At 64.7% G+C, this 24,013-nt stretch carries 23 protein-coding genes, 1 tRNA gene and 1 pseudogene; 9 read left to right on the top strand and 16 right to left on the bottom strand.

Features of this window, described 5'->3' with window-relative positions:
* Positions 1 to 126 precede the first annotated feature (126 nt).
* Entirely contained in the window at positions 127 to 1,539 is a 1,413-nt protein-coding gene (locus tag ACZBJS_RS07985) for a flavin monoamine oxidase family protein (protein ID WP_316398084.1), read from the top strand.
* 274 nt (positions 1,540 to 1,813) lie between these two features.
* Here the strand turns inward: ACZBJS_RS07985 and ACZBJS_RS07980 are convergent, their stop codons facing one another.
* The 4 genes from ACZBJS_RS07980 to pheS all read right to left on the bottom strand — a co-directional run bounded on the left by ACZBJS_RS07980 (position 1,814) and on the right by pheS (position 7,440).
* A complete protein-coding gene (locus tag ACZBJS_RS07980) occupies positions 1,814 to 2,758 on the bottom strand; it encodes an MBL fold metallo-hydrolase (protein ID WP_316398083.1) in 945 nt (314 codons plus the stop codon).
* Positions 2,759 to 2,793: 35 nt separating this feature from the next.
* Positions 2,794 to 3,570: a sulfite exporter TauE/SafE family protein gene (locus ACZBJS_RS07975; protein ID WP_076833750.1), complete on the bottom strand. Its 777-nt coding sequence runs from the start codon at positions 3,568 to 3,570 to the stop codon at positions 2,794 to 2,796.
* Between the two features lie 215 nt (positions 3,571 to 3,785).
* Positions 3,786 to 6,194, bottom strand: a complete 2,409-nt coding sequence (gene pheT, locus ACZBJS_RS07970; protein WP_316398082.1) for a phenylalanine--tRNA ligase subunit beta — start codon at positions 6,192 to 6,194, stop codon at positions 3,786 to 3,788.
* A gap of 163 nt (positions 6,195 to 6,357) precedes the next feature.
* Entirely contained in the window at positions 6,358 to 7,440 is a 1,083-nt protein-coding gene (gene pheS, locus ACZBJS_RS07965; protein WP_316398081.1) for a phenylalanine--tRNA ligase subunit alpha, read from the bottom strand.
* A 207-nt stretch (positions 7,441 to 7,647) separates the two neighbouring features.
* On the opposite strand from pheS, the gene ACZBJS_RS07960 reads away from it, so the two are divergent.
* Positions 7,648 to 8,058: a hypothetical protein gene (locus tag ACZBJS_RS07960; protein ID WP_057020377.1), complete on the top strand. Its 411-nt coding sequence runs from the start codon at positions 7,648 to 7,650 to the stop codon at positions 8,056 to 8,058.
* Positions 8,059 to 8,074: 16 nt separating this feature from the next.
* Here the strand turns inward: ACZBJS_RS07960 and rplT are convergent, their stop codons facing one another.
* From rplT to infC, 3 genes are all read right to left on the bottom strand, one after another.
* Entirely contained in the window at positions 8,075 to 8,434 is a 360-nt protein-coding gene (gene rplT, locus ACZBJS_RS07955; RefSeq protein ID WP_018269297.1) for a 50S ribosomal protein L20, read from the bottom strand.
* Between the two features lie 74 nt (positions 8,435 to 8,508).
* Entirely contained in the window at positions 8,509 to 8,709 is a 201-nt protein-coding gene (gene rpmI / locus ACZBJS_RS07950; RefSeq protein ID WP_008539890.1) for a 50S ribosomal protein L35, read from the bottom strand.
* Between the two features lie 432 nt (positions 8,710 to 9,141).
* Positions 9,142 to 9,681 carry a translation initiation factor IF-3 gene (gene infC / locus ACZBJS_RS07945; protein WP_026192043.1) on the bottom strand — a complete coding sequence of 180 codons (540 nt, stop codon included), beginning with the start codon at positions 9,679 to 9,681 and terminating at the stop codon, positions 9,142 to 9,144.
* A 228-nt stretch (positions 9,682 to 9,909) separates the two neighbouring features.
* On the opposite strand from infC, the gene ACZBJS_RS07940 reads away from it, so the two are divergent.
* Together ACZBJS_RS07940 and ACZBJS_RS07935 are read left to right on the top strand one after the other, a co-directional pair.
* Positions 9,910 to 10,704: an alpha/beta hydrolase gene (locus tag ACZBJS_RS07940; protein ID WP_168856194.1), complete on the top strand. Its 795-nt coding sequence runs from the start codon at positions 9,910 to 9,912 to the stop codon at positions 10,702 to 10,704.
* Positions 10,705 to 10,882: 178 nt separating this feature from the next.
* Positions 10,883 to 11,350 (top strand): nuclear transport factor 2 family protein, encoded by a 468-nt coding sequence (locus ACZBJS_RS07935; RefSeq protein ID WP_316398080.1) that lies wholly within the window; start codon positions 10,883 to 10,885, stop codon positions 11,348 to 11,350.
* 106 nt (positions 11,351 to 11,456) lie between these two features.
* On the opposite strand, the gene ACZBJS_RS07930 is transcribed toward ACZBJS_RS07935, so the two are convergent.
* Genes ACZBJS_RS07930 through ACZBJS_RS07920 form a run of 3 tightly spaced genes read right to left on the bottom strand, consistent with a single transcriptional unit; the run spans position 11,457 to position 14,120 of the window.
* Positions 11,457 to 12,254: an acyl-CoA thioesterase domain-containing protein gene (locus tag ACZBJS_RS07930; protein WP_168856196.1), complete on the bottom strand. Its 798-nt coding sequence runs from the start codon at positions 12,252 to 12,254 to the stop codon at positions 11,457 to 11,459.
* 34 nt (positions 12,255 to 12,288) lie between these two features.
* Positions 12,289 to 13,479: a tRNA epoxyqueuosine(34) reductase QueG gene (gene queG, locus ACZBJS_RS07925; protein ID WP_316398079.1), complete on the bottom strand. Its 1,191-nt coding sequence runs from the start codon at positions 13,477 to 13,479 to the stop codon at positions 12,289 to 12,291.
* Positions 13,428 to 14,120 (bottom strand): glutathione S-transferase family protein, encoded by a 693-nt coding sequence (locus ACZBJS_RS07920; RefSeq protein WP_057020382.1) that lies wholly within the window; start codon positions 14,118 to 14,120, stop codon positions 13,428 to 13,430. Before ACZBJS_RS07920 ends, queG begins: the two co-directional genes overlap by 52 nt.
* A gap of 263 nt (positions 14,121 to 14,383) precedes the next feature.
* Between ACZBJS_RS07920 and ACZBJS_RS07915 the strand changes: the two genes are divergently transcribed.
* Complete coding sequence (locus ACZBJS_RS07915; protein ID WP_316398078.1) at positions 14,384 to 15,190, top strand: undecaprenyl-diphosphate phosphatase; 807 nt, start codon at positions 14,384 to 14,386, stop codon at positions 15,188 to 15,190.
* A gap of 299 nt (positions 15,191 to 15,489) precedes the next feature.
* Here ACZBJS_RS07915 and ACZBJS_RS07910 read toward each other — a convergent pair whose 3' ends face one another.
* Positions 15,490 to 16,458 (bottom strand): complex I NDUFA9 subunit family protein, encoded by a 969-nt coding sequence (locus ACZBJS_RS07910; RefSeq protein WP_168856198.1) that lies wholly within the window; start codon positions 16,456 to 16,458, stop codon positions 15,490 to 15,492.
* A gap of 146 nt (positions 16,459 to 16,604) precedes the next feature.
* On the opposite strand from ACZBJS_RS07910, the gene ACZBJS_RS07905 reads away from it, so the two are divergent.
* Positions 16,605 to 16,691, top strand: a tRNA-Leu gene (locus tag ACZBJS_RS07905).
* A 118-nt stretch (positions 16,692 to 16,809) separates the two neighbouring features.
* Here the strand turns inward: ACZBJS_RS07905 and ACZBJS_RS07900 are convergent.
* From ACZBJS_RS07900 to styA, 3 genes are all read right to left on the bottom strand, one after another.
* Positions 16,810 to 16,998, bottom strand: a complete 189-nt coding sequence (locus ACZBJS_RS07900; RefSeq protein ID WP_316398077.1) for a hypothetical protein — start codon at positions 16,996 to 16,998, stop codon at positions 16,810 to 16,812.
* A gap of 174 nt (positions 16,999 to 17,172) precedes the next feature.
* Complete coding sequence (locus tag ACZBJS_RS07895; RefSeq protein WP_316398076.1) at positions 17,173 to 17,700, bottom strand: flavin reductase family protein; 528 nt, start codon at positions 17,698 to 17,700, stop codon at positions 17,173 to 17,175.
* Between the two features lie 129 nt (positions 17,701 to 17,829).
* Positions 17,830 to 19,080 carry a styrene monooxygenase subunit StyA gene (styA, locus tag ACZBJS_RS07890; RefSeq protein ID WP_316398075.1) on the bottom strand — a complete coding sequence of 417 codons (1,251 nt, stop codon included), beginning with the start codon at positions 19,078 to 19,080 and terminating at the stop codon, positions 17,830 to 17,832.
* A 93-nt stretch (positions 19,081 to 19,173) separates the two neighbouring features.
* Here styA and ACZBJS_RS07885 point away from each other — a divergent pair, with 93 nt between their 5' ends.
* Together ACZBJS_RS07885 and ACZBJS_RS07880 are read left to right on the top strand one after the other, a co-directional pair.
* Entirely contained in the window at positions 19,174 to 20,070 is an 897-nt protein-coding gene (locus ACZBJS_RS07885; RefSeq protein ID WP_463438627.1) for a LysR family transcriptional regulator, read from the top strand.
* Between the two features lie 255 nt (positions 20,071 to 20,325).
* Positions 20,326 to 21,536 (top strand): annotated as a pseudogene (locus ACZBJS_RS07880) (GNAT family N-acetyltransferase).
* Between the two features lie 40 nt (positions 21,537 to 21,576).
* Here ACZBJS_RS07880 and ACZBJS_RS07875 read toward each other — a convergent pair.
* Positions 21,577 to 22,842 (bottom strand): MFS transporter, encoded by a 1,266-nt coding sequence (locus tag ACZBJS_RS07875; RefSeq protein WP_057020388.1) that lies wholly within the window; start codon positions 22,840 to 22,842, stop codon positions 21,577 to 21,579.
* A gap of 446 nt (positions 22,843 to 23,288) precedes the next feature.
* Here ACZBJS_RS07875 and ACZBJS_RS07870 point away from each other — a divergent pair, with 446 nt between their 5' ends.
* Positions 23,289 to 23,801, top strand: coding sequence for a hypothetical protein (locus ACZBJS_RS07870; protein WP_316398074.1), 513 nt, complete (start codon positions 23,289 to 23,291; stop codon positions 23,799 to 23,801).
* Positions 23,802 to 23,847: 46 nt separating this feature from the next.
* On the opposite strand, the gene ACZBJS_RS07865 is transcribed toward ACZBJS_RS07870, so the two are convergent.
* The gene (locus tag ACZBJS_RS07865) at positions 23,848 to 24,000 is read right to left on the bottom strand and encodes a hypothetical protein (RefSeq protein WP_463438626.1); all 153 of its coding nucleotides are present in this window, start codon (positions 23,998 to 24,000) and stop codon (positions 23,848 to 23,850) included.
* Between the last annotated feature and the right edge of the window lie 13 nt (positions 24,001 to 24,013).

Raw genomic sequence — 24,013 nt, 5'->3', positions numbered from 1 at the left:
ATGCCATCGGCGGATCAATCATGATTGATTTACCATGATGGTTGCTGCGGTCGGTGAGATGCGGCACAGTTCGCGAAGCGTTCCCGTTCTCCGCAAGTCCCCGGAAACCATGCCAGAAGCTATGTCATGACCGTGACCCGCCGCGATTTCCTGTCGGCGTCCGCAGCTTTCGCGCTGGTGCCTGCGCTGGGCGGCCGGGTGCTTGCCGCGCAGCCGCCGCTGCGCGAGGCCGACATCGTCGTGATCGGCGCGGGGGCCGCAGGCATTGCCGCGGCGCGACGGATCGTTGCGGCCAACCGCAAGGTGATCGTGGTGGAAGCGGCAGGCCAGGTCGGCGGTCGCTGCCAGACCGACGCGTCGACATTCGGTGTGCCGTTCGACCGCGGCGCGCGCTGGATGCACAATCCCGAGACCAATCCGATGATCCGGCTGGCCCGCTCCGCGGGCCTCGACATCGTCACGGCGCCTGCGGGGCAGAAGATTCGCATCGGCCGGCGCTACGCCCGTCCCGGCGAGACCGAGGAGTTTCTGGCGGCGCTGGTGCGCGCCAATCGCGCGATCGACGACGCTGCGCGCAAGGCCGATATCGCCTGCGCCGCAGCGATGCCGAAGGACCTCGGCGATTGGGCCGGCACCGCGGAATTCCTGCTCGGGCCCAGTTTCTGCGGCAAGGATCTGAAGGATCTTTCCGCCGTCGACAAGGTGCGCGCGCAGGATCGCAACACCGCGATCGCTTGCCGGCAGGGGCTCGGGGCGCTGATCGCAAAGCTCGGCGAAGGACTGCCGCTGGCGCTGTCGACGCCGGCGCAGCGTATCCTGTGGAGCAATCGCGACGTCATGGTTGAGACGCCCTCCGGCAAGATCACCGCGCGCGCCGCCATCGTCACGGTGTCGAGCAACGTGCTCGCGAGCGGCAATATCAAATTCGCGCCGGAGCTTCCGAAGCGCGCGCTCGATGCCGCCGCCAAGCTCAGCCTCGGCAGCTACGATCGCATCGCGCTGCAGATCCCCGGCAATCCGCTCGGACTGTCGCGCGATGACGTCATCATCGAGCAGAGCAATTCGACCAAGACGGCGCTGCTCTACGGCAATATCGCAGGCTCCTCGCTGTGTACGATCGACGTCGCAGGCTCGTTCGGCCGCGACCTGTCGGCGCAGGGCGAGCAGGCGATGTCGGCTTTCGCGGTGGAATGGCTGACCAAGCTCTATGGCAGCGAGGTCGGCGCCGCCGTGAAGAAGACCAGCGCGACGCGCTGGAATGCACAGCCCTTCATTATGGGCGCGATGTCGGCTGCTGCACCCGGCGCACAATTCTCGCGCCGAATCCTGGCCGAGCCGATCGGCGCGATGTATTTCGCGGGCGAGGCCACCCATGAGACGCTGTGGGGCACCATCGACGGCGCCTGGGACAGCGGCGAGCGCGCCGCCGACGCCGCGCTGCGCAGGATCGGCGGGGCGAAGGAAGCGACACCGGCGCCCGCCGCGCCCGCCGCAAAACACAAGCGCCGCACGTCGCCTCGCTCCGGGGCGATGAATTGACGGTCGGGCGAGGTGACGGTTGAGCGCGGCCGGCCTTACCGTCGTGTGTGCGATGATTTGATTTGGTGGCGAGTGCTGCCGCACAACAGATGTCGTCCCTGCGAAAGCAGGGACCCATACGCCGCAGCAGATGTTGTGATCGGGACTCGTCGTTCCACCATCGTTCACCAATAACCGTTCGTGGTTATGGGTCCCTGCGTTCGCAGGGACGGCACCGAGTATGTTGCGCAGCAGGTGGTCATGAATCCGCATTCTCGCGACATGATTTGTCCGATCACACCGGCAGCTTCAGCTCCATTAGATCCTTGGCCACCACGATGCGGCCGGAATAGTTCTTCTTCACGTCCCTGGTCCAGTCATCGTCGGTGACCTGCCGATCGTCGCCGGGGACGAAGTGACTGAGCACCAGCGTCTTCACGCCGGCGGCGGCTGCGATGCGGCCGACGTCCTCGGTCGAGGTGTGGCTGTCGAGCAGATGCTTCTTCAGCGTGGCGCCGTTCTTGGTCGTGGCGACCAGGCGATCGACCGCGGGGACATAGAGACACTCGTGCACCAGCACGTCGACGCCCTTGGCAAATTCGGCGAGCTTCGGGTTGTAGGCGGTGTCGCTGGAGAACACGATGGTGCCGTCCGGGGTCTCGAACTTGTAGGCGAAGTTATCCGTGATCGGCGGATGCGGCGTGCGGAACGCGGTCACGGTGATGTCCGATGTCTTCAGCACCACACCGTCGTCCCTGATGTCTTTCGCGATCAGCAGCTTGCGCGGGTCCGGGCGGCCTTCGTCCTCGATCCGGGTCTCGACGTCGAACTTGTTCAGCTCCCAATATTCCTTGGTCATCGCCTCGATGCCCTTGGGGCCGAACGAATGGATCGGCGTCGAGAGGCCGGCCGCCCAGGCGTTGTAGAACAGATTGCCGTATTCCAGATTGTGATCGGAATGATGATGGCTGATGAAGATGTACTTGACCTGCGGGATCGGCACGCCCGCGCGCACAAGCTGGCGGCTGACGCCCATGCCGCAATCGATCACGAACGGGGTATCGTTGACGACGACGAGATTGGCAGGGTTCGAAGCGCCGTTGCCGACGCGCGGCCCGCCCTTGGTGCCGAGGAACACGATGCGGGTCCGCGCCTTGTCGGTTTGCGCGCGCACGCCCGGTGCCGCGAGCACGGCGGCGCTGCCGAGCACCAGTTTCAATGCGTTGCGGCGATCGATCATCGGTGTCTCCCTGGTCTCTTTTTTGTGCTGCGACCCTAGCCGCCGCGCAGGATGCCATCAAGCGCCGGCAGGCCGACGATGACGGCAGCCGCGATCAGCGCGTAGCAGATCGCGCGAAACACATTTTCGCTCGCCTTGCCGAACAGCGCGGCGCCGAACCAGACTCCGATGCCGTAGATCGGGCCGACGATCAGCGAGAACTTGACCGATTCGATCGTGATCAGGCCGGTGAACCAGTAGCTGACCAGCGAGAAGAAGTCCGAGGCACCGAAGAACAGCACGATATTGGCGCGCGAGATCACCGACGAGATCGGGCGGCCCAGCCAGTAGGCGACGATCGGCGGGCCGCCGGTCTGCGCGAGGCCGCTGCAGAAGCCGGAGAGGCCGCCGACGCCGACGGAGAGGGCGACGTGCTCCTTGCCGTGATAGCGCCAGCCCGACAGCAGCAGTGCGAGCAGCACCGCGACGAAGCAGGAGATGATCCAGCGCGTCGTGACAGGCTCGAGCACGGTCAGGAAATAGGTGCCGATGGGGACGCCGACCAGCGCGCCGGCGACCATGACCGCGGTCGCCTTGCGGTCGGCGTGGGTCCAGGCGTTCGGCAGCAGCGGCGTGGCGGCGATGAAGTCGATGACGAGCAGCAGCGCCGCCACCAGCCGCGGCGCCGCGACGCTGCTCGCGAGCGGCATGAAGATCAGCGCCGAGCCGAAGCCCGAGAAGCCGCGCGCCGTGCCCGACACGAAGGCGATCGCGCAAATCGCGAGCGCGATGCTGGTCGAGATGTCGGAGGGGATCAGGCTGAAGGAGGTCATGAAAGGATAACGAGATTCGACTAGCTGGCTGGCAATTCAAAGCGCCCCTACTCAGACCCGTCATCCCCGCGCAAAGGCTTCGCCTTTGTCGCTGGAGGTGCGAGCAGAGCGAGCCTCGAAGGATGCACGGCCACAGGCGGGGCCGTCGACCCTTCGAGACGGCCGCTACGCGGCCTCCTCAGGGTGACGGTGCAATAGACCGCCTGTGGTTCACATCACCCGCGCAGCGTGCCGCCGGTCTTCTTGGTCACATCGGCGACGACCTTGGCGGCGACCGCGTCGATCTCCTGGTCGGTCATGGTCTTCTCGCGCGGCTGGATCGTCACCGCGATCGCGATCGACTTCTTGTCGGGGTCGATGCCCTTGCCTTCGTAGACGTCGAACACGGTCACATCAGTGATCAGCTTCTTGTCGACATTCTGCGCCGCGCGGACGATGTCGCCCGCCTTGACGCCGCGATCGACGATGAAGGCGAAGTCGCGCGACACCGGCTGGAATGCCGAGAGCTCCAGCACCGGCTTGGCGCGCGTCGCCCGCTGCTTGCCTTGCGGGATGCGCTCGAGGATCACCTCGAACACGATCATCGGGCCGTCGGCGCCGAGCGCCTCGGCCGCACGCGGATGCAGCTCGCCGAAAGTGCCGAGCACGTTCTGCGGGCCGATCTGGATGGTGCCGGAGCGCCCCGGATGCAGCCAGGCCGGACCGCCGGGGACGATCTGCAGCGCCTGCATCGGCGCGCCGGCGGCCGCCAGCACGGCGAAGGCGTCGGCCTTGGCATCCATCGCATCCGCCGCAGCCGAGCCGGTCCAGTGCCGCCCGATCCCCTTCGCCGAGGCGAAGCCATGGCGCACGCCGGAGGCGGCGACCAACTGGTCCTCCGGGCGGTCGCCGCGGAACACCTGGCCGACCTCGAACAGTGCCACATCGGGATAGCCACGATTGATGTTGGCCTGAACCGTCGCGACGAGGCCCGGCAGCAGGCTCGGCCGCATGTCGGAGAGATCGGCCGCGATCGGGTTGGCAAGCACGAGCTCGCTCTGGCCGCCGCCGAACAGTTTTGCCGCGTCATTGGTGATGAACGACCAGGTCACGGCTTCCACCATGCCGCGCACGCCGAGCGCGCGCTTGGCACGGCGGGTGCGCAGCTGCATCGGCGTCAGCACCGGCTTGCGCGGCTCCTCGCCGCGCTCGAACGGCGTCATCGGCACCTTGTCGACGCCGACGATGCGCACGATCTCCTCGACGATGTCGGCCTTGCCGTGCACGTCGGTGCGCCAGGACGGGATCGCGATCTTCACCACGGGGCCGTTGCCGGCCAGCATGAAGCCGAGCCGGGTGAGGATCAGCTTCACCTCGACCAGCGGCACCTCGATGCCGGCGAGGCGCTTCACTTCACTGAGCGGGAAGTCGATGACGCGATCCTCGCCGAACTGCTTGCCGACCACGACGTTCTCGGACGGCGTGCCGCCGCACAGCGCCAGCACCAGCTTGGTCGCGAGCTCGAGCCCGGGCACCATGAAGGCCGGATCGACGCCGCGCTCGAAGCGATAGCGCGCGTCCGAATTGATGCCGAGCTTGCGGCCGGTCTGCGCGATGTTGATCTCGTTCCAGAGCGCCGATTCGATCAGCACGTCGGTGGTGTTGTCGTCGCAGCCCGAGGCTTCGCCGCCCATGATGCCGGCGAGCGATTCGACGCCGTGCTCGTCGGCGATCACGCAGATGTTGCTGTCGAGCGTATAGGTGCGGCCGTCGAGCGCGAGCAGCGTCTCGCCGTCCTTGGCGCGGCGGACGGTGAGGTTGCCCTGCACCTTCTTGGCGTCGAACACGTGCAGCGGGCGGGCGCGGTCGTAGGTCATGAAGTTGGTGATGTCGACTAGCGCGTTGATCGGGCGCAGGCCGATCGAGGTCAGCCGCTTCTGCAGCCATTCCGGCGACGGGCCGTTCTTCACGCCGCGCACCAGCCGCAGCGCGAAGCCCGGACACAGCGTGGCGTCTTCCACCTTCACCTCGACCGGGCAGGGGAATTCGCCCTTGATCGGCCTGATGCCGGGGTCTTTGAACTTGCCCATGTCGGCGGCGGACAGATCGCGCGCGATGCCGTGCACGCCGGTGCAGTCCTGCCGGTTCGGCGTCAAATTGATCTCGATGGTGGGATCGCCGAGCCCGGCCCAGTCGGCATAGCCCTTGCCGAGCGGCGCGTCCGCCGGCAGCTCCATGATGCCGTCGTGATCCTCGGAGATCTGCAATTCCGCCGCCGAGCACAGCATGCCGCGGCTCTCGACGCCTCTGATAGTGCCGACGCCGAGGGTGATGTTCTTGCCGGGGATGTAGGTGCCGGGCGGCGAGAACACGCTGATCAGCCCGGCACGCGCATTCGGCGCGCCGCACACCACCTGCACCGGCTCAGCCCCGTCGCCGGTGTCGACCATGCAGACACGCAGCCGGTCGGCATTCGGATGCTGCTCGGCCGAGATCACACGCGCGATGGTGAACGGCGCCAGCGCCTTCGCCTTGTCCTCGATGTTCTCGACCTCGAGCCCGATCATGGTGAGCTTGTCAGCGAGCTTGTCGAGCGGCTCGTCGGTCTCGAGATGTTCCTTCAGCCAGGAGAGGGTGAACTTCACGGCTGCATGCCTCGGTTCTTGTTGGTGTTGACTAGCGTGCTTGCGACGGCGGCAGGGCTCCCTCCCCCTTTGCGGGGGAGGATTGGGGAGAGGCGTAAGCCACTTGCTCGGAAGGACGTTGCGCTGTCGGAGAGAGCGCGACGTAGGTCAAGGAGAACCTGACTCACGTACTCAGCCCTCCCGCGATCGACGGGATGTCGAGCGGCTTGAAGCCGTAGTGGCTGAGCCAGCGCACGTCGCTGTCGAACAATTGGCGCAGGTCGGCGATGCCGTATTTCAGCATCGCGATGCGGTCGATGCCCATGCCCCAGGCAAAACCCTGGTAGACGTCGGGATCGAGGCCGCAGGCGCGCAGCACGTTGGGGTGCACCATGCCGCAGCCGAGAATCTCCAGCCAGTCCTCGCCCTCGCCGAAGCGGATCTCGCCCTTGTCGCGGCGGCACTGGATGTCGACCTCGAGCGACGGCTCGGTGAACGGGAAGAACGAGGGCCGGAACCGCATGTTGATGTGGTCGACCTCGAAGAACGCCTTGCAGAACTCGTGCAGGATCCATTTGAGGTGGCCGAGATGCGAGCCCTTGTCGATCACCAGGCCCTCGACCTGGTGGAATTGCGGCGTGTGCGTCGCATCCGAATCGATGCGATAGGTGCGGCCCGGGCAGATCACGCGGATCGGCGGCTGCTGGGTCAGCATGGTGCGCACCTGCACCGGCGAAGTGTGGGTCCGCAGCAGCATGCGCGAGCCGTCCTCCTTCGGGTTGAAGAAGAAGGTGTCGTGCATCTCGCGCGCCGGATGGCCTTCGGGGAAGTTCAGCTTGGTGAAGTTGTAGTCGTCGGTCTCGATGTCGGGACCTTCGGCGACCGCAAAGCCCATGTCGGCGAAGATCGTGGTGAGCTCGTCCCAGACCTGGCTCAGCGGATGGATGCGGCCGGTCTCCGCCGGCGCCTCGCGCAGCGCCAGCGTGACGTCGATGGTCTCGGCGGCGAGGCGCGCATCGAGCGCGGCCGCTTTCAGCACGTCGCGCCTGGCCGCGAGCGCCTGCGTCACCGCATCCTTGGCGAGGTTGATCTTCGCGCCTTCGGTCTTGCGCTCCTCCGGCGACATCTTGCCGAGGGTGGCGAGCAAGGCCGAGATCGAGCCCTTCTTGCCGAGCGCCGAGACGCGGACCGCCTCGAGGGCGGCCTCGTCAGCGGCTGAGGCGATCTGGTCGAGGATGGATTGTTCGAGCGTTGCGAGGTCGGACACGGTCAATTCCTGCGCTTGAGCGGAGCATGACCCAGTGGGAAGAACCGCTACCCGAACCGATACCATGCGCCAAAATTCGGCTGGGTTGTCGCCGCCCGAAGGCGGTAACGTCAAGCGAAAAGCCGGTCATTTCGAGCCGGTGGCCGGCAGCATTGAACCCCGCGCGGAGGCCGGGCTACCCAAGGGGAGTTCAAGGAGGCCCACGCGATGTTGCTGCGATCTTGCCTGGCCGTGCCGGCGGTGCTGTTGATGCTCACCACGGCGCATGCCGCGACCGAGGAATGTCCCGCCAAATCGACCCAGATGGACGACATCATCGCGGAGCTTCAGAAGGCGCCGAGCTGCAACCGCGCGATGAAGATCTTCGAGGCGTGCGAATACGGCGCCAGCGGAGACGTCCAGTTCGGCGCCGTGGTCGAGAAGAGGTGCGAGGGGGACTTCCTGTCCGGCCTCGGAGCGTCGCAGAAGAAGGCCTATGCCGGCCAGCTCAAGCGCTGCGACCACAAATACGACCACGAAAGCGGCACCATGTACCGCTCGTTCACGGCGTTCTGCCGGGCGATCGTCGCCCAGCGCTATTCGCAGAAGGCGCTGAAGGCGGGCCCCAAATCGCGTTAGGGCCGCCCCGCCAGGATCAGGCGGCCAGCGCGGCCTTGGCCTTCTCGGCGATCGCCTGGAACGCAACCGGCTCGTGGATCGCGAGATCCGACAGCACCTTGCGGTCGACGACGACGCCCGACTTGGAGAGGCCGTTGATAAACACGCTGTAGGTCATGCCGAACGGACGGACCGCGGCGTTGATGCGCTGGATCCAGAGCGCGCGGAAGGTGCGCTTCTTGCGCTTGCGGTCGCGGAAGGCGTACTGGCCGGCCTTTTCGACGGCCTGCTTGGCGACGCGGATGGTGTTCTTGCGGCGGCCGTAATAGCCCTTGGCGGCCTTGTAGACTTTCTTGTGCTTGGCGTGAGCGGTCACACCGCGTTTGACGCGAGACATGACGGAAATCCTTGATCTGGAAGAGGTGACGGGGCGCCGCGCAGTCGCGGCGAGGGTTCAAGCGATCGGTGCGATCAGGCGTTCGGCAAGAAGTACTTCTTGACGTTGTCGCCGTCGGTCTTGAACAGCACGCGGGTGCCGCGGAGCTGACGGATTTGCTTCTTCGTCCGCTTGATCATGCCGTGGCGCTTGCCGCGCTGGGCGTGCATGACTTTGCCAGTGGCGGTCACCTTGAAGCGCTTTTTAGCGCCCGACTTGGTCTTCAACTTGGGCATTTGGCTCTCCTGTCGCACAGCACGAAAATCGCCCCGAGAGGCGTCCGGCCGGCTAAAATGCTCGTTAGAGCGTTGAAAGTGCTAAGGTTTTTTCCGAATTGAAAGAACCTGCACCAGACGTCGCCACGGCAGCCCTTGATCAGCCGGGCGGCGAAGGCCCGGCTTATGACAGAGGATCGGCGGTTTTGCAACGTTTGCGGCGCGAAATCGGGGTCGGAACCGTCTTCCCCTTCCCCCTGAAAGGGGGAAGGTCGGGATGGGGGTCAGCCGCAAGCGATCCCGTCTGCGGGGACAGCAAATCCCCACCCGCTTTGCTCGGCGAGCAAAGCGACCTCCCCTTTTCAAGGGGAGGTGGATCCGGGCTACGGAAACGAAACAGCCCGCCAGATCGCCTGACGGGCCATTTCATTTCAACAAAGCGACAAATTCGAACTAGCGTGGCGCCAGAACCATCACGACCTGGCGGCCCTCGAACTTCGCGTCCTGCTCGACCTTGGCGAATTCGGCGACGTCGGCCTTCACCTTGTCCAGCAGCTTGGTGCCGATCTCCTGGTGCGCCATCTCACGACCGCGGTAGCGCAAGGTGATCTTGACCTTGTCGCCTTCCTCGAAGAAGCGCTGCATCGCGCGCATCTTCACGTCATAGTCGTGATCGTCGATCATCGGGCGGAGCTTGATCTCCTTGATCTCGACGACCTTCTGCTTCTTGCGAGCTTCGGCAGCCTTCTTCTGCGCGGAATACTTGTACTTCCCGTAGTCCATGATCTTGCAGACGGGAGGGCTGGTATTCGGCGAAATCTCGACGAGATCCATGCCGGCTTCCATGGCCATCTTGATGGCCACCATGGTTTCGACGGTGCCCTGATTGACACCCTCCGCATCGATCAGCTGGATCTGTGCGTTGCGAATCTCGTCATTGGTGCGCGGCCCTTCTTTGGCGACTGTGGGCGGGGCTCTATTGGGACGGCGAATGGGTAACTCTCCAAAGTTGTGAAAGGGAAGGCGGATATTTTGAAGCAAGATGCTGCAACGGGCAAGCGAACTCGCTTCTTAAGCGGCAAAACCGCCAATTGCGAGGCATTTTGGCCACGCCCGGCACATATAGCGGGCTCGTCTGCTCCGCAAGGCAGGGGTCGCAGCCGTTGACCGGTGCCGCGCGACAATTGAAAAGCAGATGTCTGACACGCGAGTGACCGAACCATGAGCCAAACCGCCGCATCGGAACAGGAACCTGCCTTCATCGAGGTCGGCGAGGGCAGCGAGGCGCGCCGGATCGCGGTGCGGGCCCGTGCCGGCAGCAATCCCGGGCTGTTCTGGCTCGGCGGCTTCAAGTCCGACATGGCCGGCACCAAGGCGCTGGCGCTCGATGCGTGGGCGGCCGAGCACGGCCGCGGCTGCGTCAGGTTCGACTATTCCGGCCACGGCGAATCCGGCGGCGATTTCGCCGACGGCACCATCGGCCGCTGGCTCGAGGAGAGCGTGGCCGTGTTCTCGCAGTTCTGCAGTGGGCCGCAGGTCGTGATCGGGTCCTCGATGGGCGGCTGGATGGCGCTGCTGCTCGCACGCGAGATTGCCAGGCGCGGGAACGGGAAAGCACAGCTCGCCGGCCTCGTGCTGATCGCGCCGGCGCCCGACTTCACCGAGGAGCTGATGTGGAAGGCCTTCTCGCCGGAGGTCCGCGCCGAGATCGAGGCCAAGGGCATGTGGCTGCGTCCGTCCGACTATGGCGACGGCACGCCCTATCCGATCACACGCAATCTGATCGAGGAGGGCCGCAAACATTTGCTGCTCGGAAGCAAGATCGACGTCGGCTGCCCGGTGCGCATCCTGCAGGGCGCGCAGGATCCCGACGTGCCGTGGAAGCACGCCTTCGCGCTGGTGCACCGCCTGCCGGCTGAAGATGTCGTGCTCACCATGATCCAGGACGGCGACCACCGCTTGTCGCGTCCGCAGGACATCGCCCGCATCATCGTCGCGGTGGCGGAGATCGGCTAAGCTTTTTTCCTTCTCCCCTTGTGGGAGAAGGTGGCGCGGACGATGTCCGCGCCGGATGAGGGGTTCTCTCCGCGGACACAGACCCCTCACCCGTCTCGAATGAGCTCTCGCTCATTCGATCCACCCTCTCCCACAAGGGGAGAGGGAAGAAGAAGCGAGGAGCCGGGAGAGGATACCAATGGACACGACAACAATGCTGCGCGCGTTCTGCGACGCGGTCGAGCAGCGCAACGGCAAGGCCTTCGCTAGCCTTTTCACCGAGGACGGCGTCTATCACGATGTGTTCTACGGTGCCTTCAAGGGCCACGGCAAAATCGGCGAGATGATCGACGACTGGTTCTACCGGACCGCGACCGATTTCCGCTGGGTGATGCATGATCCCGTGAGCGATGGCACAACGCTCTACGCGCGCTACACGTTCAGCTACCGCTCGACCTTGCCGGAAGCCAAGGGCGCGCGTGCGATGTTCGAGGGCGTCGCGATCATGCGGCTGCGCGACGGCAAGATCACGGAGTACCACGAGATCGCCAACACCGCGCCGGCCTTCGTCGATTTGAACTTCGCGCCGGAGCGGATCGCCAAGATCGTCGGCAAGCAGGGCGCGGAGCTGAAAGCGCGGCCGGAGATGCAGCGGCATCTGGCGTGAGGACTCTCCGTCGTCATTGCGAGGAGCGAAGCGACGAAGCAATCCACGCCTCGGCAAGCCGAGACATGGATTGCTTCGCTTCGCTCGCAATGACGACGGTGAGAGCCTACGGCGGCGGCGGATTGGTCATCGGCTTGCGCTGGGCGAGCGCGGCCACCGTGGAGGTGCCGATCGGACCCTTCTCGTCATAGAGCCAGCATTCGCCGATCGCGATGCCGTCCGTGGCGTGATGGTTGACGACCTCGAAGCCGATCCAGTTGGTCGCCGGCAAACGATGCAGATAGATCGTGACGTCGCTGTTGATGTAGCCGAGCCCCTGGTCGCCGGCATTGGCGAAGGGGCTGGCGAAATCCGCGCCGGTCGCGACATGGACGAACGGCGTCATCTTCACGCCCGCGACGAGCTCGCGCACCTCGCTCATCCAGAGCCGTCGCTCGCCGAGCGAGCCCATATGGCCGACGATCGGCCGCGTCTCCCATTTGCCGTTCATGCCGAGCCTCGGATCGGTCGGCTTCGGAATCTCCGATGGCGCCGGCACCTGCCAGTTCGGCGGCGACCACACATTGCCAGGTGCATTTTCCGTCCTGCGCAACAATTGGCAGGAGGCGCGCGCCATGCTGGTGCCGCCGGAGACAAACTCGGCCTCGATCATCTTGATGCGCATGCCGTCGCGCACGAGCTTCGTCGTCACCTCGATCGGCGTCGTGATGTTGGGCAGCCGGAACATGTCGACCGTCAGCCGGGCGGGGACGAAATCGTCGGAGCCGTGGCGCTCCTCGATGACGAAGGCGAGGAGGCCGATCACGACGCGGCCGTGCAGGGATTCCGGACTCCACGGTCCGTTCGCAACGGCCGTCGGCATGAAGCCGTCGCCGTGCCTGGTGAAGAAGGGCTGGTTTGTCATGGCGTGCGACCATGACGGGAATGGCGCGATGAAATCAAGAGGCGGTGGCCGCGCGCCACTCCTGCTGCACGGTGACGTCGGGCTCGCCGCCAGCCCGCGACGCCAGCGCCGCGAATGCTTCGCGGGCGGTCAGTTGCGACAGCGCCCACACCGCGGCGCCGCGCACCAGCGGGCTCGCGTCGTCGAGCAAACGCCGCGCTTCAGCGGCAAGGCTTGCGTCACCGGAGTTGCCGATCGCGATCAGCACATTGCGGATGAAGCGGTCGCGGCCGATGCGCTTGACCGGCGACTTTGTGAACAGCGCGCGGAAGGCGGCATCATCGAGCCGTGCGAGATCGGCAAGCGCGGGCGCCCGCAGCGCATCGCGCGCGGCGAGCTTCTGCTCGCGCCCCGCTTGCGCGAACTTGTTCCACGGACACACCGCGAGACAATCGTCGCAGCCATAGATGCGGTTGCCGATGCTCTTGCGGAATTCGTGCGGGATCGGACCCTTGTTCTCGATCGTCAGATACGAGATGCAGCGCCGCGCATCGAGCTTGTAGGGCGCGGGGAACGCCGCGGTCGGACAGATGTCCTGGCAGGCGCGGCAGCTGCCGCAATGATCGGCCTCGGCAACATCGCGCGGCAGCTCGGTAGCCGAATAGATCGCGCCGAGAAACAGCCACGAGCCGAATTCGCGCGACACGAGGTTGGTGTGCTTGCCCTGCCAGCCGATGCCGGCTGCCTGGGCAAGCGGCTTCTCCATGACAGCGGCGGTGTCGACGAACACCTTCACCTCATCGCCGGTGATCGTGGCGAGCCAGCGCGCCAGGACCTTCAGCCGCTTCTTGATCACGTCATGATAGTCGTCGCCCTGCGCATAGACCGAGATCGCGCCATGCGACCGGCGTGCAAGGATGTCGAGCGGGTCGTCGTCGGGCCCGTAATTGACGCCGAGCATGATGATCGAGCGCACGCCGCCCCACAGCACGCGCGGATCGGTGCGCCGCTCCGGATTGGCCGCGAGCCAGTCCATGTCGCCATGGCCGCCGGAGCCGAGGAATTCGAGGAAATATTTTCCGGCCTCGCTGGTCGCATCAGGCGCGGTGAAGCCGACGGCGTCGAAGCCGAGCGCATGCGCCTCGCGCTGAAGCGCTGCCTTGAGATCGGAAGGGGAGAGCCTGACCGCCGGGTTCAGAAGTCGAGATCCACATAGGTGCGCGACGCCGGCACCCCCGCCAGCCATTCGCTGAGCAGCGGGCGGAACGACGGGCGGGACTTCACCCGCGCGTACCACGACTTTGCCGCGTCGTCCTCGCTCCATGGCACGTCGCCTAGATAGTCGATCGCCGAGAGATGCGCCGCGGCGGCGAGATCCGCGTAGGTCAGGCGGTCACCGGCGAGATAGTTCCGCGTCTTCGCCAGCCAGCCGATATAGCTCAGATGATAGCGCACATTGACCTTGGCGGCGCGCATGATGTCGGGCGCCGGCGGGCCGCCGCCATTATCCTCGCTCATGAACCGCTTGTAGATCCGCTCGGTCACCAGCGGGTTGGAGGCTTCCTCGAAGAATTTCTCGTTGAACCACGCCATCAGCCGGCGCACCTCGACGCGCTCGGCCGTCGACGTCGGCAACAGCCGCCGATCGCCGGCATCGAGGCCGTGCGTCTCGTCGACATATTCGGCGATCACAGGCGCACCCGGAATCGGCGGAAAGCTCTCGGCGATCAGTACCGGCGTGGTGGCTGCCGGATTGAGCGCCAGGAACGCCTCGCGCCGTTCCCACACCCGTTCCTCCACAAGACGCAAATCGAGCCCATACTCGCCGAGCACGAGCCGAATGAAGCGCGAATGCGGACAGAACGGATGGTGATACAGCGTGTACATGAAGCCCTTGGTAGTTTCGCGGCGCTTAAGAAATCATCAACCTGTGCGGCCTGGACCTGTGCTTTGGCCAGACCAGTTCCGGTCGTCTCTATGTCGCGTCAGCACGCAAACCGGTAGCCACCCCCGCAGATGGCGCGGGTCACAAAAACGCTATAGCTCAGCAAATCGGTCGGGTAACCCATTGTTTGACGATTTTTTGCGATTGCGGCCAATGTGCGAATAAGCGAGAAGAATCCCGTTTTCCACACAGGGCAGGCCACAACATGATGACGGATATGCTGCGGGCGGTGATTCTCGGCATCATCGAGGGCGTCACGGAGTTCCTGCCGGTCTCCTCGACAGGTCACCTGCTGCTTGCGGAGCGCTTCTTCAATCTGGGCGAAGGCAATTTCTGGAAGAGCTTTGCGATCCTGATCCAGCTCGGAGCGATCCTCGCGATCCTCGCGCTCTACTTCGTCAAATTGTGGCGCGTGGCGCTTGGCATGTTCAGCAATCCCGACGACCGCCGCTTCGTGATCGGCGTGCTGGTGGCGTTCCTGCCCGCGGTCGTGATCGGCCTGATCGCCGGCAAATACATCAAGGAGTTCCTGTTCAATCCGTGGGTGGTCTGCTTCACGCTGATCGTCGGCGGCGCCGTGTTGCTGTGGGTCGATCAGCTCGATCTCAAAGTGTACGAGGACGATGCGACCCGCTTCCCGCTGCTGATGTATTTCTGGATCGGCGTCGCGCAGTGCCTGGCGATGATTCCCGGCGTGTCGCGCTCGGGCGCCAGCATCGTGGCGGCGATGCTGCTCGGCGCCGACAAGCGCTCGGCGGCGGAGTTCTCGTTCTTCCTCGCGATCCCGACCATGGTCGGCGCGTTCGCCTATGATTTCTACAAGAACCGGGCCGACTTCACCTCCGACAATCTCAGCGTCATCGCGGTCGGCTTCGTGGTGTCGTTCATCACGGCGATGATCGTGGTGCGGGCCTTCCTCAACTTCGTCACCCGCCGCGGCTTCACCTTCTTCGCCTGGTGGCGCGTGATCGTCGGCACGCTCGGCCTGATCGCGCTGGCGATGGGACGGTAAGGCGCGATGGACACCATCCCATCACCGTCACCCTGAGGAGGCCGCAAAGCGGCCGTCTCGAAGGGCGACGGCCCTGATCCTGGCCGTTCATCCTTCGAGGCTCGCCCAGCGGCGCAATTGCGCCGCAAGGCTCGCACCTCCAGCGACAAAGGCAAAGCCTTTGCGCGGGGGTGACGGGGAAGGGATTGGTAGCGTGGGAAAAACGTAGTGGTGCCGTGCCGGCTCGCGCGGAGCCTGTCATCGGGCGCGCGTTCGCGCGACCCGTTGGCTTGGCCGGGACGACAGGTGGAGAGAGCTGCCTACGCGCTCTTCTTCTGGAACTGACCCGTCGCGCGGAAGCGCCAGAGATATTGCGGGGCGATCGCTTCCATCGAATCCGGCGAGATGCCGAGGCCTGCGAAGGTCAGGCCGGCGGCCTTGGCGGCGTCGGACACCACATTGTCCGAACGCAGCATCTCGACCTGGTCCGGCGTCAGCGTGAACGGCCCCGGCGCGAACTGCAGGAAGTACGACTGGAACTTGGCGAGGCCGAACGGTAGCGGCGCCAGCATGCGATCGCGCTGGGTGATCTTGAGGATGATCTGCATCACCTCGCGCATGGTCAGCACTTCCGGCCCGCCGAGCTCGTAAGCTGCGCCCTGCTTCGCCTTGCCTTCCACGGCATGGACCACGGCGTCCGCGACGTCGCCGACATAGGCCGGCTGCACCGTGTTGACCCCGCCGCCGACCAGCGGCAGCACCGGTGACATCCGTGCCAGCGCCGCAAAGCGGTTGGTGAACTGATCCTCGGGCCCGAACAGCAGCGACGGCCGCATGATGGTGGCCGACGGCAACGCCGCCAGCACCGCTGCCTCGCCGCCCGCCTTGGCGCGGAAATAGCTCGAGGGCGAATCCGCGTCGGCCCCGATCGCCGAGACATGGACCATCCGCCCGCCGGCCGCGGCCGCCGCCTTGGCGATGGTCTCGGCGCCCTTCACCTGCACGGCATCGAAGCTCTGCCCGCCGCCCTCGGCCAGGATGCCGACCAGGTTGATGGCAATATGCGAATCACGCATCGCCGCCTCGACCGAGGCCGGGTAGCGCACATTGGCCTGGACGGCATGGATCTGCCCGACCCGGCCGAGCGGCTGCAGATGGCCGGCTAGCTCGGGCCGCCGCACCGCGACTCGGACGCGGTAATCGCGCTTGCAGAGCGCCCGGACCACGTTCCGCCCCAGAAAACCCGATCCGCCGAAGACCGTGACCAGCGTGTCCAGGTTCGATGCCATGGGGTGATTCCTGTGGGATTCGAGAGCGATTGACGTAGGTTAACCGTCTGGCGATACGCCATCGGCCTTATCCTGTACAGGGTATTTGAATTTCCAATCGCGAATTTGACAAGCGCGCAACCGATCCTTACTAAGCCGCTCCACATGCCCAGGTGGCGGAATTGGTAGACGCGCTGGCTTCAGGTGCCAGTGGCTTAACGGCCGTGAAGGTTCGAGTCCTTTCCTGGGCACCACCCCCTTTTTAAGCGATTGAAATCGCTCAGTATCCGGGGGGGTGGGTGCGGGCAAGCCGTCACCCAGCGAGGGTAGAGGCGAGACAGCGATTCTACCGTTGGCCCTCATTTCTCGTCGTTAGACGCGACGGACGTAATCTCGTTCGATCCAAATCGAGTGCATGTAGCTGGACTCCTCGACCACCTCGCCGACTTCGAGTTCGACCAGTTCTCCCTTGAGATCGACGGTCGGAAAATGGCGGCCGAGACACCTCGTGAAGAATGTCCGCGTTCCCGTGTATTCCGGTAGCGTATCTGGAATCGCCACGACTTCGACTCTGTCCCCGATCTTCATTCCACCATCTCAGGACGGGCTTGACGAGCTTGGCAGGCACCCTGCTCAACTGGCGCTTGCGATCGTTCCCCCGTGGCGCCACCGCTCCAGTGCGCCGCAAATTTCGGGTTCTCCAGGGGTCGTCGCGCGAAGGCTTCGCGCTTCGCCTTAGATCGCCCATCCGTCGGCGGGATAGGCGACTGCCTCCGCGGGCTCGATCGTCATGCCGAGCCCGTTGCAGAATCGGCTGGAATAAAAGGCGAGCGGGGAACCGTCTCGCTGCCGGCACCAGCGGACCTCGCCAATGAACAGCGTGTGGTCGGCGACGTCAATTGACCGGACCACGTCGCAAGCGAACTGGGCGATCGCTTGCGACAGGACCGGAAACTCTTCCCGTTCGACCAGCGATGGCGAGCTTTCGGCCCGCGGCCCGCCGGAGAAGTGCGCGCAGAGTGCGAGATCTTCCGCGTGAAGGACATTCACGGCGTAACGCTTCGAATCCATGATCGCCTGCCAGGTCCGCCCTCGCATCACCGAGACCAGCACGGTCGGCGGTTTGGTGGAGACGGTCGTGAAGCTGTTGGCCGTCATGCCGACCGGAGTGCCGTCGCGGTCGATGCTCGCCACGACTGTCACGCCTGTGGGGAATCGCGCAGCGGCCGCCCGGAAGCTCGCCGGATCGGGATGCGGGTTCATCGATCGCGCTCCATGGCGAAACGGCAAGAGGTCGCGCCTTTCGGCGTGTGGTTCGAGAGATGGTTTGTCGGCACGCAGTCGCGGCCTGGTGCAAGTGGACCGTACGGCCGGCTCGCGATCATTGTTGCGTCAGGCAGCGAGCGGCGCGCGCCTGTCGATCCAAGCGTGGATGCGCTTGTCGGTCGCGACACGATCCCACTGACGCTCCGGGTAGTTGAAATTATCGGTGAACTCGTCGCAGAGTTCTCGGTCCTGCGCCATGGTGAGGATCAGCCGACCCATCGCCTCGGACGGCGGCCGCAGCATCAGATTCGTCCAGCGCGCAGCCGCGAACACGCGATTTTCGCGGGCGCGATCCACCTCCTCAATGAAGCGTGCGTCGAAGGCCACCGTTTCCACGATCGCCTTGCCGAGTTCGAAGGCGGCGTAGGAGGCGATGTTGGCGCCTTGGCCCATCAGCGGGTCGACCACTGAATGTACGTCGCCCAGCGCGACGGCGAATTTCTCACCATCGAAGGCGACCGACGATTGCCGCACGGTCGGCACCACCGCGCCTTGCAGCAGGTCGAGCGGCTGGGCAAGCCCGAAGCGATGGGTGTCGATCCGGTTGTAGGTGTGCGGATGATGCTTTTCCAGCTTGTCGAGAATTGTCTGGCGGAAGGCTGCAGGGTCCGCGTCGTAGCTCAGCGAGACCAGATCGGCCATGTCGCCGCCGGGAATGTTCTCCATCAGGAGCGCCGTCTTCATGCCGCTGAATGACAGCGTCGGAATGACGATCATCTCGCCATGTCTGGGCGACACCGAGAGCGTGACACCGCGCGGGTCGTCACCGTCCGGGCTGCCGTGATCGACGCCGTCATAGAGGCCCACGCAGAGCAGGCGCTGTGGCTGGCTGTAGGGGGACAACTCCGGCCGATGGGCGAACATTCGCCCGAGCGCACCTTTGCCGGTCGACACGACGAGAAGGTCAAAGCGTGAAACCAGAGCCGGGATGTCGTCGTCCTGGATGCTGGCATATTCGATGCTGCCGCCGCGATGCTCGAAATCCCTCATCAGCGCGGGCAGGTACATGCGGTAATCCACTGCCCGGCTCGGCTTCTTGAACGCGCCGCGAAACAGCAGCCCGTTGCCTGGGAAATTAAAGAAATGGTCGTGGTGGTGGTAGATCGTGGCGGCGTCATCCCAATGGTTCACGCCTAGTTCGTTCTCACGCGCGATGGTGACGCTGTGATGGGCGACCGTGTTCATCAGCCGCGCCGAGGCGTACTGCTCCGGAGTGCGGTCGGTCAGCACCGTCGCCTGGATCCCATGCTGTTGGAGATAAAGAGCCAGATGCAGGCCCCCGATTCCGGCGCCGACGATCCCGATCGATTTGTTCATTGTTGATCCTCCCTGGTTACCGAGAGGCTAGACCGGATCGACTGTGTCCATGTAGGGAATGATAAGAATATTACAAATTCCTGGGAGGAATGCATGGATCGAATCGATGCGCTGCAAACCTTCATTCGCGTGATGGAGGCCGGCAGCTTCAGCCAGGCCGCGAGCGATCTGGGCCTCGGACAGCCGGCCATCAGCAAGCGCGTGGCGTTGTTGGAGGCGGAGTTCGGCTGCCGGCTGTTCGTCCGCACTACGCGCAAGGTTCGTCCGACGCCGGAGGCCGATCGCGTGCTCAAGCTCGCCAAGGATATCGTCGCGCTGTTGGAAAGTGCCAGCACGCCGGCGCAGAGCCGGGTTCGCAGTCCGTCGGGGACCTTGCGAATCACTGTGCCGACCTCGTTCGGTCGCTACTTTTTCCGCGGCATTTTCGCAGAGTATCTTCGCCGCTATCCCGACGTGCGGCTCGATGCGAGCTTCACCGAGCAGTTCGTAGACCTGGTGGAGACCGGGACGGAGCTGGCAATTCGGATCGGAATGCTGAACTCCAGCTCGCTGGTGGCGCGGCGCGTCGGCACCATCAAGCGCCTCCTGGTGGCGGCCCCTTCACTGCTCGCACGGCATCAAGCCCCGCTCCTCCCCGACCATCTGCGCCGCATGCCGAGCGTAACGTATTCACGCTTGTCGCCGCGGAATCAGTGGGCGTTCGAAGCCGAGACCGGCCGCCATGTGGTCGAGATCGCGCCGTCCATGACCTGTGACGACGCCGACGTGATGACGCTCGCGACGGTTGAGGGGCTCGGCGTCGCGGTGCTGCCAAGCTGGTGCGCCGTCGAACACATCGCCGCAGGCCGGCTTGTTCATCTGCTGCCGGATTATGCGGTACCATCGCTACCGATGCATCTCGTCTATCCTGACCCGCATTGGATGTCGCGCCGCGCGAGACTATTCCGCGATCTGATCATTGAGCGTGCCGACATGTTTGCGATTGGCTGAACACGTCGGCCGATGCTGGGAATTTGAGAACGCCGGCGATCGCCGCCGCAGCCCCTGCCGTCACACGATCCGTCGGCCCGCGCGTCGCGCGAAGCGACAGCTTCATGACCAACGAATAAACGATGGAGGTAATCCCAGTTCTCTCGTCCTGCGGCATTTTGCCAATTTTGTCCCGGCATCGAATTACGCTCAGATCGGGCGCCGACTGGACGGCCCCAGCCGCGCTCCGACTATGCACCACGACAGAGCTTGGCGATGATCGCGATCGAAAGCCGGACGGCGCGAGCTCAATCAGCGCGCATCGCCGCCGTCGACGTCGTCCATGATCTCGACGCCGCCGAGATGATCTGGCGGAGTCTTGAGAACTCGAGTCATTCCATCACGCCCTTTCAGCGGTTCGACTTCCTCGCCCCCTGGCAGCGTGAGGTCGGTGAGCGCGCGGGACTGTCGCCTTTCATCGTCATCGCGCGTGACGGCGATGGCCAACCACGGGGCTTGCTCCCGCTTGCTCTGCAAACGGTTCTCGGCGTCCGCCGCGCGAGCTTCATGGGCGGCGAGCACGCAACCTTCAATATGGGCCTGTGGGAGCGTGGGTTCGCCTTGGGTGCCACGAAGGCCGATCTCCACGCATTCATGGCGATGCTCGCCAAGCGTGACAAAGTCGACGTGCTGGCGTTGCGCCAGCAGCCGGCGCAGTGGCGCGGCGTGCAAAACCCGCTGGCGCTGCTGCCTCATGAGCCCCTGGTCTTGAACTGCCCGATGCGCACAATCGAGCCGGGCGCAACGGCCGCGAACCTGATCGGCAATGCCTCCCGCCGCATGAAGCTCAAGCAGCGCAAACTGCTGGAGCTGACCGGCTACCGCTATCACGTTGCCTCCACTGATGCCGACATTGCCCGTCTGCTCGACTGGTTTTTCCGCGTGAAGTCGGAGCGGTTGGCCGAGCGGAAGGTGTCCAATGTGTTCGCCGAAGGCGCGGTGGAGAACTTCATCCGCGCCGCCTGCACGACAAGGCTGTCCCACGGCGGCCGTGTCATCGAAATCCATGCGCTCGAATGCGACGAGGAAGTGATCGCGATCTTCGCCTTGGCTGCCGATGGCCACCGCTTCTCGACGATGTTCAACACCTATACTTTGTCAGACAACGCGAAATCAGTCCCGGCCTGCTCCTGATGCAGGAAATCATCCATCATTTTGCCGGCCGGCACTATCGCGCCTTCGACTTCGGCCTCGGCTCGCATGAGTACAAGCGGCTGTTCTGCAAGGACGACGAGCCATTGTTCGACAGTTTCATTCCGCTCACCAGGCTCGGCCGACAGGCCGCCGGAGTGATGTCCGCGGTGGACCGCACCAAGCGGCTGGTGGAACACCACCCGAAGCTCCGCGGTGTTGCGCAGCGCCTTCGCAAGGCCTTGCTTGACAAAGCATTCTGCGCAATTCCTCTCGTTTCCTCGCTTCAAATGTAGCTGCCGAAGCCCGCGTAGCCGGAACGAGCGGCCCCTGCCGTCACACGATCCGCCGGCCCGCGCGTCGCGCGATCGGCCGCTGCACGAAATACATCGCGATCATCGAAATGATGGTCGTTGCGACGACGATGTAGCCTAGCCGGTCGAAATGCAGCAGCGAACCGTCGGGATTTTCCGCGATGATTGCCGCCGCAAAGACCGAGCCCAGCCCGCCCGACAGCTGCTGCACCGAGGCCGAGATCGCGCTGAACGATCCGCGCTGGCTGGCGTCGGGAATCGCCGACATCAGCGCCTGGGACGGGATCATGCGCGAGAAGATGCCGATGAACATCAGCACATTGACCAGGATCGCGGTCAGCAGCGAGACGTGGCCGAGGTTGGTGTAGATCAGCACCATGATGACGGACACCACGCAGCCGAACACGAAGGTCGGATATTTGCCGAACGCATCGCTGGCGCGGCCGACCAGCGGCCCGATGATGATGCTGAACAGGCCCGAGACGAGATAGATCGTCGGCAGGTGGACGATGTCGATGCCGAGATTGTGCACGGTGAAGGCGCTGCCGAACGGCATCAGCATGAAGCCGCCGGTCGCGAGCAGCGTGGTCACCAGGAAAGCCAGCGTGTAGCGCGGCTGGCCCACGGTCGCGATCAGATGGCGGAACGGATTGCTGTCGTGCTGCAATTTGAGATGGGCATCGACCGGCTGCATCGCGATCGCAATCGCCGCGATCGCCGCAATCGACAGGCCGACAATGGCCACGAAGCAGATGTGCCAGTTAAAGTGATTGGCCAGGAACAGGCCGGCCGGGACGCCGAGCACCTGGCTCGCGGCGAACGCCGTCTGCAGGATGCCCATGGCGCGGCCGCGCTGTTGCAGCGGGAACAGGTCGGTGACGATGGCAAGCACGACGGAGCCGATCACCCCGCCGAACACGCCGGTGACGATGCGGCCGAGCAGCAGCACGTGAAAATTCTGCGCCAGCGCGCAGAGCACGGTGCCGAGCATGAAGCCGACATAGAAGAACAGCAGCAGCCGCTTGCGGTCGAAGCGATCGGCAAAGCCGGCGGCGAGGACGCCGGAAATCCCGGCCGCGAACGCGTAGGCCGAGACCGCGACGCCGAATTGCCCGGCCGTGATGTTCAGCGACGGCATCAGAATGGCGCCGAGCGGCGACATGATGATGAAGTCGAGGATCAGCGTGAATTGCGTGAAGGCGAGCAGCGCGATCAGGAACGATTGGTAGCGCGAGAAGCCGCGCTCCTGCTGGTCGTCGATCGGCGCGGCGATGGTCTGGTCGGACATAAGGCTCATTTCATTTGGGACGGCGGGTTCGGGCTGGCAACAAATAGGGTCGGCGCGGCCCGATTTCATGGGGCGCGCGGGCAACAGTTCCCTCGAAATTGAACGCGTCGCGGCAATGACTTGGCCCCGACTTGGCCGCGTGCCCACGTCGAACTTGGCGAGAAAATGGGGACAGCGGCGCACCCGAGACGCCATGGCGATTTTGTTTCCGGTTGTGTCGGTCGATAACTGCAACGGGTGAATGCTGTACTTCACAACCTTGAAAGCGTACGCACGTCAAGGATGTGAATCATGCGGATGCATCTCATGGTTCCGTCTGTGGCGACCGCGCAACAGGTTGCTGCAAATCGTTTCAAGTTTGAATGGAGCGATCGGCGGAGCTGAGAGCGGGGCGGGGGTGGCGGGAGGCCGGGCGCTCGGCTTCGCGCCGACGTTGGAGTAAGGGCATGGTTTCCTCGCGGCTCGCGGCGATCCTGTCGTGCACGGCTCTAAGTGGCGGTTGCCTGTTGTCCACGTCGCCGGCGTTTGCCGCCTGCGACAGTCTCGCGCCGGCGAGCGGGCAGACGGTAACCTGCTCGACCGCAGCGCCGAATCCCTCGCCGGCCGGCGTGCAGGCCGCTGCCGGCAGCTCGAACGTCACCGTGAACGTGCTGCAGGGCGCCGGCATCACGCCCGGGGCCGGAGCGACCGCGATCGGGCTTGTCTCCGGCAGCGCCGCCACCAATATCGGCACGCTGACCATCAGCGGCGGTGGCACCGGGATCTTCGGCAGCGGCGACGGCAACGTCTTCACCAACGGCGCATCGGGCGTGATCACGACCTCGGGCGCCGGCAGCAATGTGATCGCCGCCAGCAGCAACGGCAACACGCTGATCAACAACGGCACGATCACGACGCAGAGCGGCACCTCGCGCGGCCTTGCCATCACCGGTCTCACGCAGCACACAACAACACGCTGATTAATACCGGGACGATCACCTCCCAGGGCCCGCAATCGCACGGCCTTTATGTGCAGACCGGCGACAGCAACACCTTCACCAATAGCGGCACCATCACCACGCCCGGCGTAGGCGCCCGTGCGATTTTCTCCGCCGGCCAGTTTGCGACCATCACCAACACCGGCACGCTGCTGACGACCGGCGGCGATGCGGGCGGCACCGCCGACAACACC

Source organism: Bradyrhizobium sp. KZN70725, from assembly GCF_055264925.1.
This window is presented reverse-complemented; position numbering and strand designations above follow the sequence as displayed.

What these genes read in the sequence shown, in the direction of transcription:
- ACZBJS_RS07985 (WP_316398084.1), top strand. Translation starts at nt 127, where the DNA reads ATGACCGTGACCCGCCGCGATTTCCTGTCGGCGTCCGCAGCTTTCGCG.
- ACZBJS_RS07980 (WP_316398083.1), bottom strand. Translation starts at nt 2,758, where the DNA reads ATGATCGATCGCCGCAACGCATTGAAACTGGTGCTCGGCAGCGCCGCC.
- ACZBJS_RS07975 (WP_076833750.1), bottom strand. Translation starts at nt 3,570, where the DNA reads ATGACCTCCTTCAGCCTGATCCCCTCCGACATCTCGACCAGCATCGCG.
- ACZBJS_RS07960 (WP_057020377.1), top strand. Translation starts at nt 7,648, where the DNA reads ATGTTGCTGCGATCTTGCCTGGCCGTGCCGGCGGTGCTGTTGATGCTC.
- rplT (WP_018269297.1), bottom strand. Translation starts at nt 8,434, where the DNA reads ATGTCTCGCGTCAAACGCGGTGTGACCGCTCACGCCAAGCACAAGAAA.
- rpmI (WP_008539890.1), bottom strand. Translation starts at nt 8,709, where the DNA reads ATGCCCAAGTTGAAGACCAAGTCGGGCGCTAAAAAGCGCTTCAAGGTG.
- ACZBJS_RS07940 (WP_168856194.1), top strand. Translation starts at nt 9,910, where the DNA reads ATGAGCCAAACCGCCGCATCGGAACAGGAACCTGCCTTCATCGAGGTC.
- ACZBJS_RS07935 (WP_316398080.1), top strand. Translation starts at nt 10,883, where the DNA reads ATGGACACGACAACAATGCTGCGCGCGTTCTGCGACGCGGTCGAGCAG.
- ACZBJS_RS07930 (WP_168856196.1), bottom strand. Translation starts at nt 12,254, where the DNA reads ATGACAAACCAGCCCTTCTTCACCAGGCACGGCGACGGCTTCATGCCG.
- queG (WP_316398079.1), bottom strand. Translation starts at nt 13,479, where the DNA reads ATGGCTGGCGGGGGTGCCGGCGTCGCGCACCTATGTGGATCTCGACTT.
- ACZBJS_RS07920 (WP_057020382.1), bottom strand. Translation starts at nt 14,120, where the DNA reads ATGTACACGCTGTATCACCATCCGTTCTGTCCGCATTCGCGCTTCATT.
- ACZBJS_RS07915 (WP_316398078.1), top strand. Translation starts at nt 14,384, where the DNA reads ATGATGACGGATATGCTGCGGGCGGTGATTCTCGGCATCATCGAGGGC.
- ACZBJS_RS07910 (WP_168856198.1), bottom strand. Translation starts at nt 16,458, where the DNA reads ATGGCATCGAACCTGGACACGCTGGTCACGGTCTTCGGCGGATCGGGT.
- ACZBJS_RS07895 (WP_316398076.1), bottom strand. Translation starts at nt 17,700, where the DNA reads ATGAACCCGCATCCCGATCCGGCGAGCTTCCGGGCGGCCGCTGCGCGA.
- styA (WP_316398075.1), bottom strand. Translation starts at nt 19,080, where the DNA reads ATGAACAAATCGATCGGGATCGTCGGCGCCGGAATCGGGGGCCTGCAT.
- ACZBJS_RS07885 (WP_463438627.1), top strand. Translation starts at nt 19,174, where the DNA reads ATGGATCGAATCGATGCGCTGCAAACCTTCATTCGCGTGATGGAGGCC.
- ACZBJS_RS07875 (WP_057020388.1), bottom strand. Translation starts at nt 22,842, where the DNA reads ATGTCCGACCAGACCATCGCCGCGCCGATCGACGACCAGCAGGAGCGC.
- ACZBJS_RS07870 (WP_316398074.1), top strand. Translation starts at nt 23,289, where the DNA reads ATGGTTTCCTCGCGGCTCGCGGCGATCCTGTCGTGCACGGCTCTAAGT.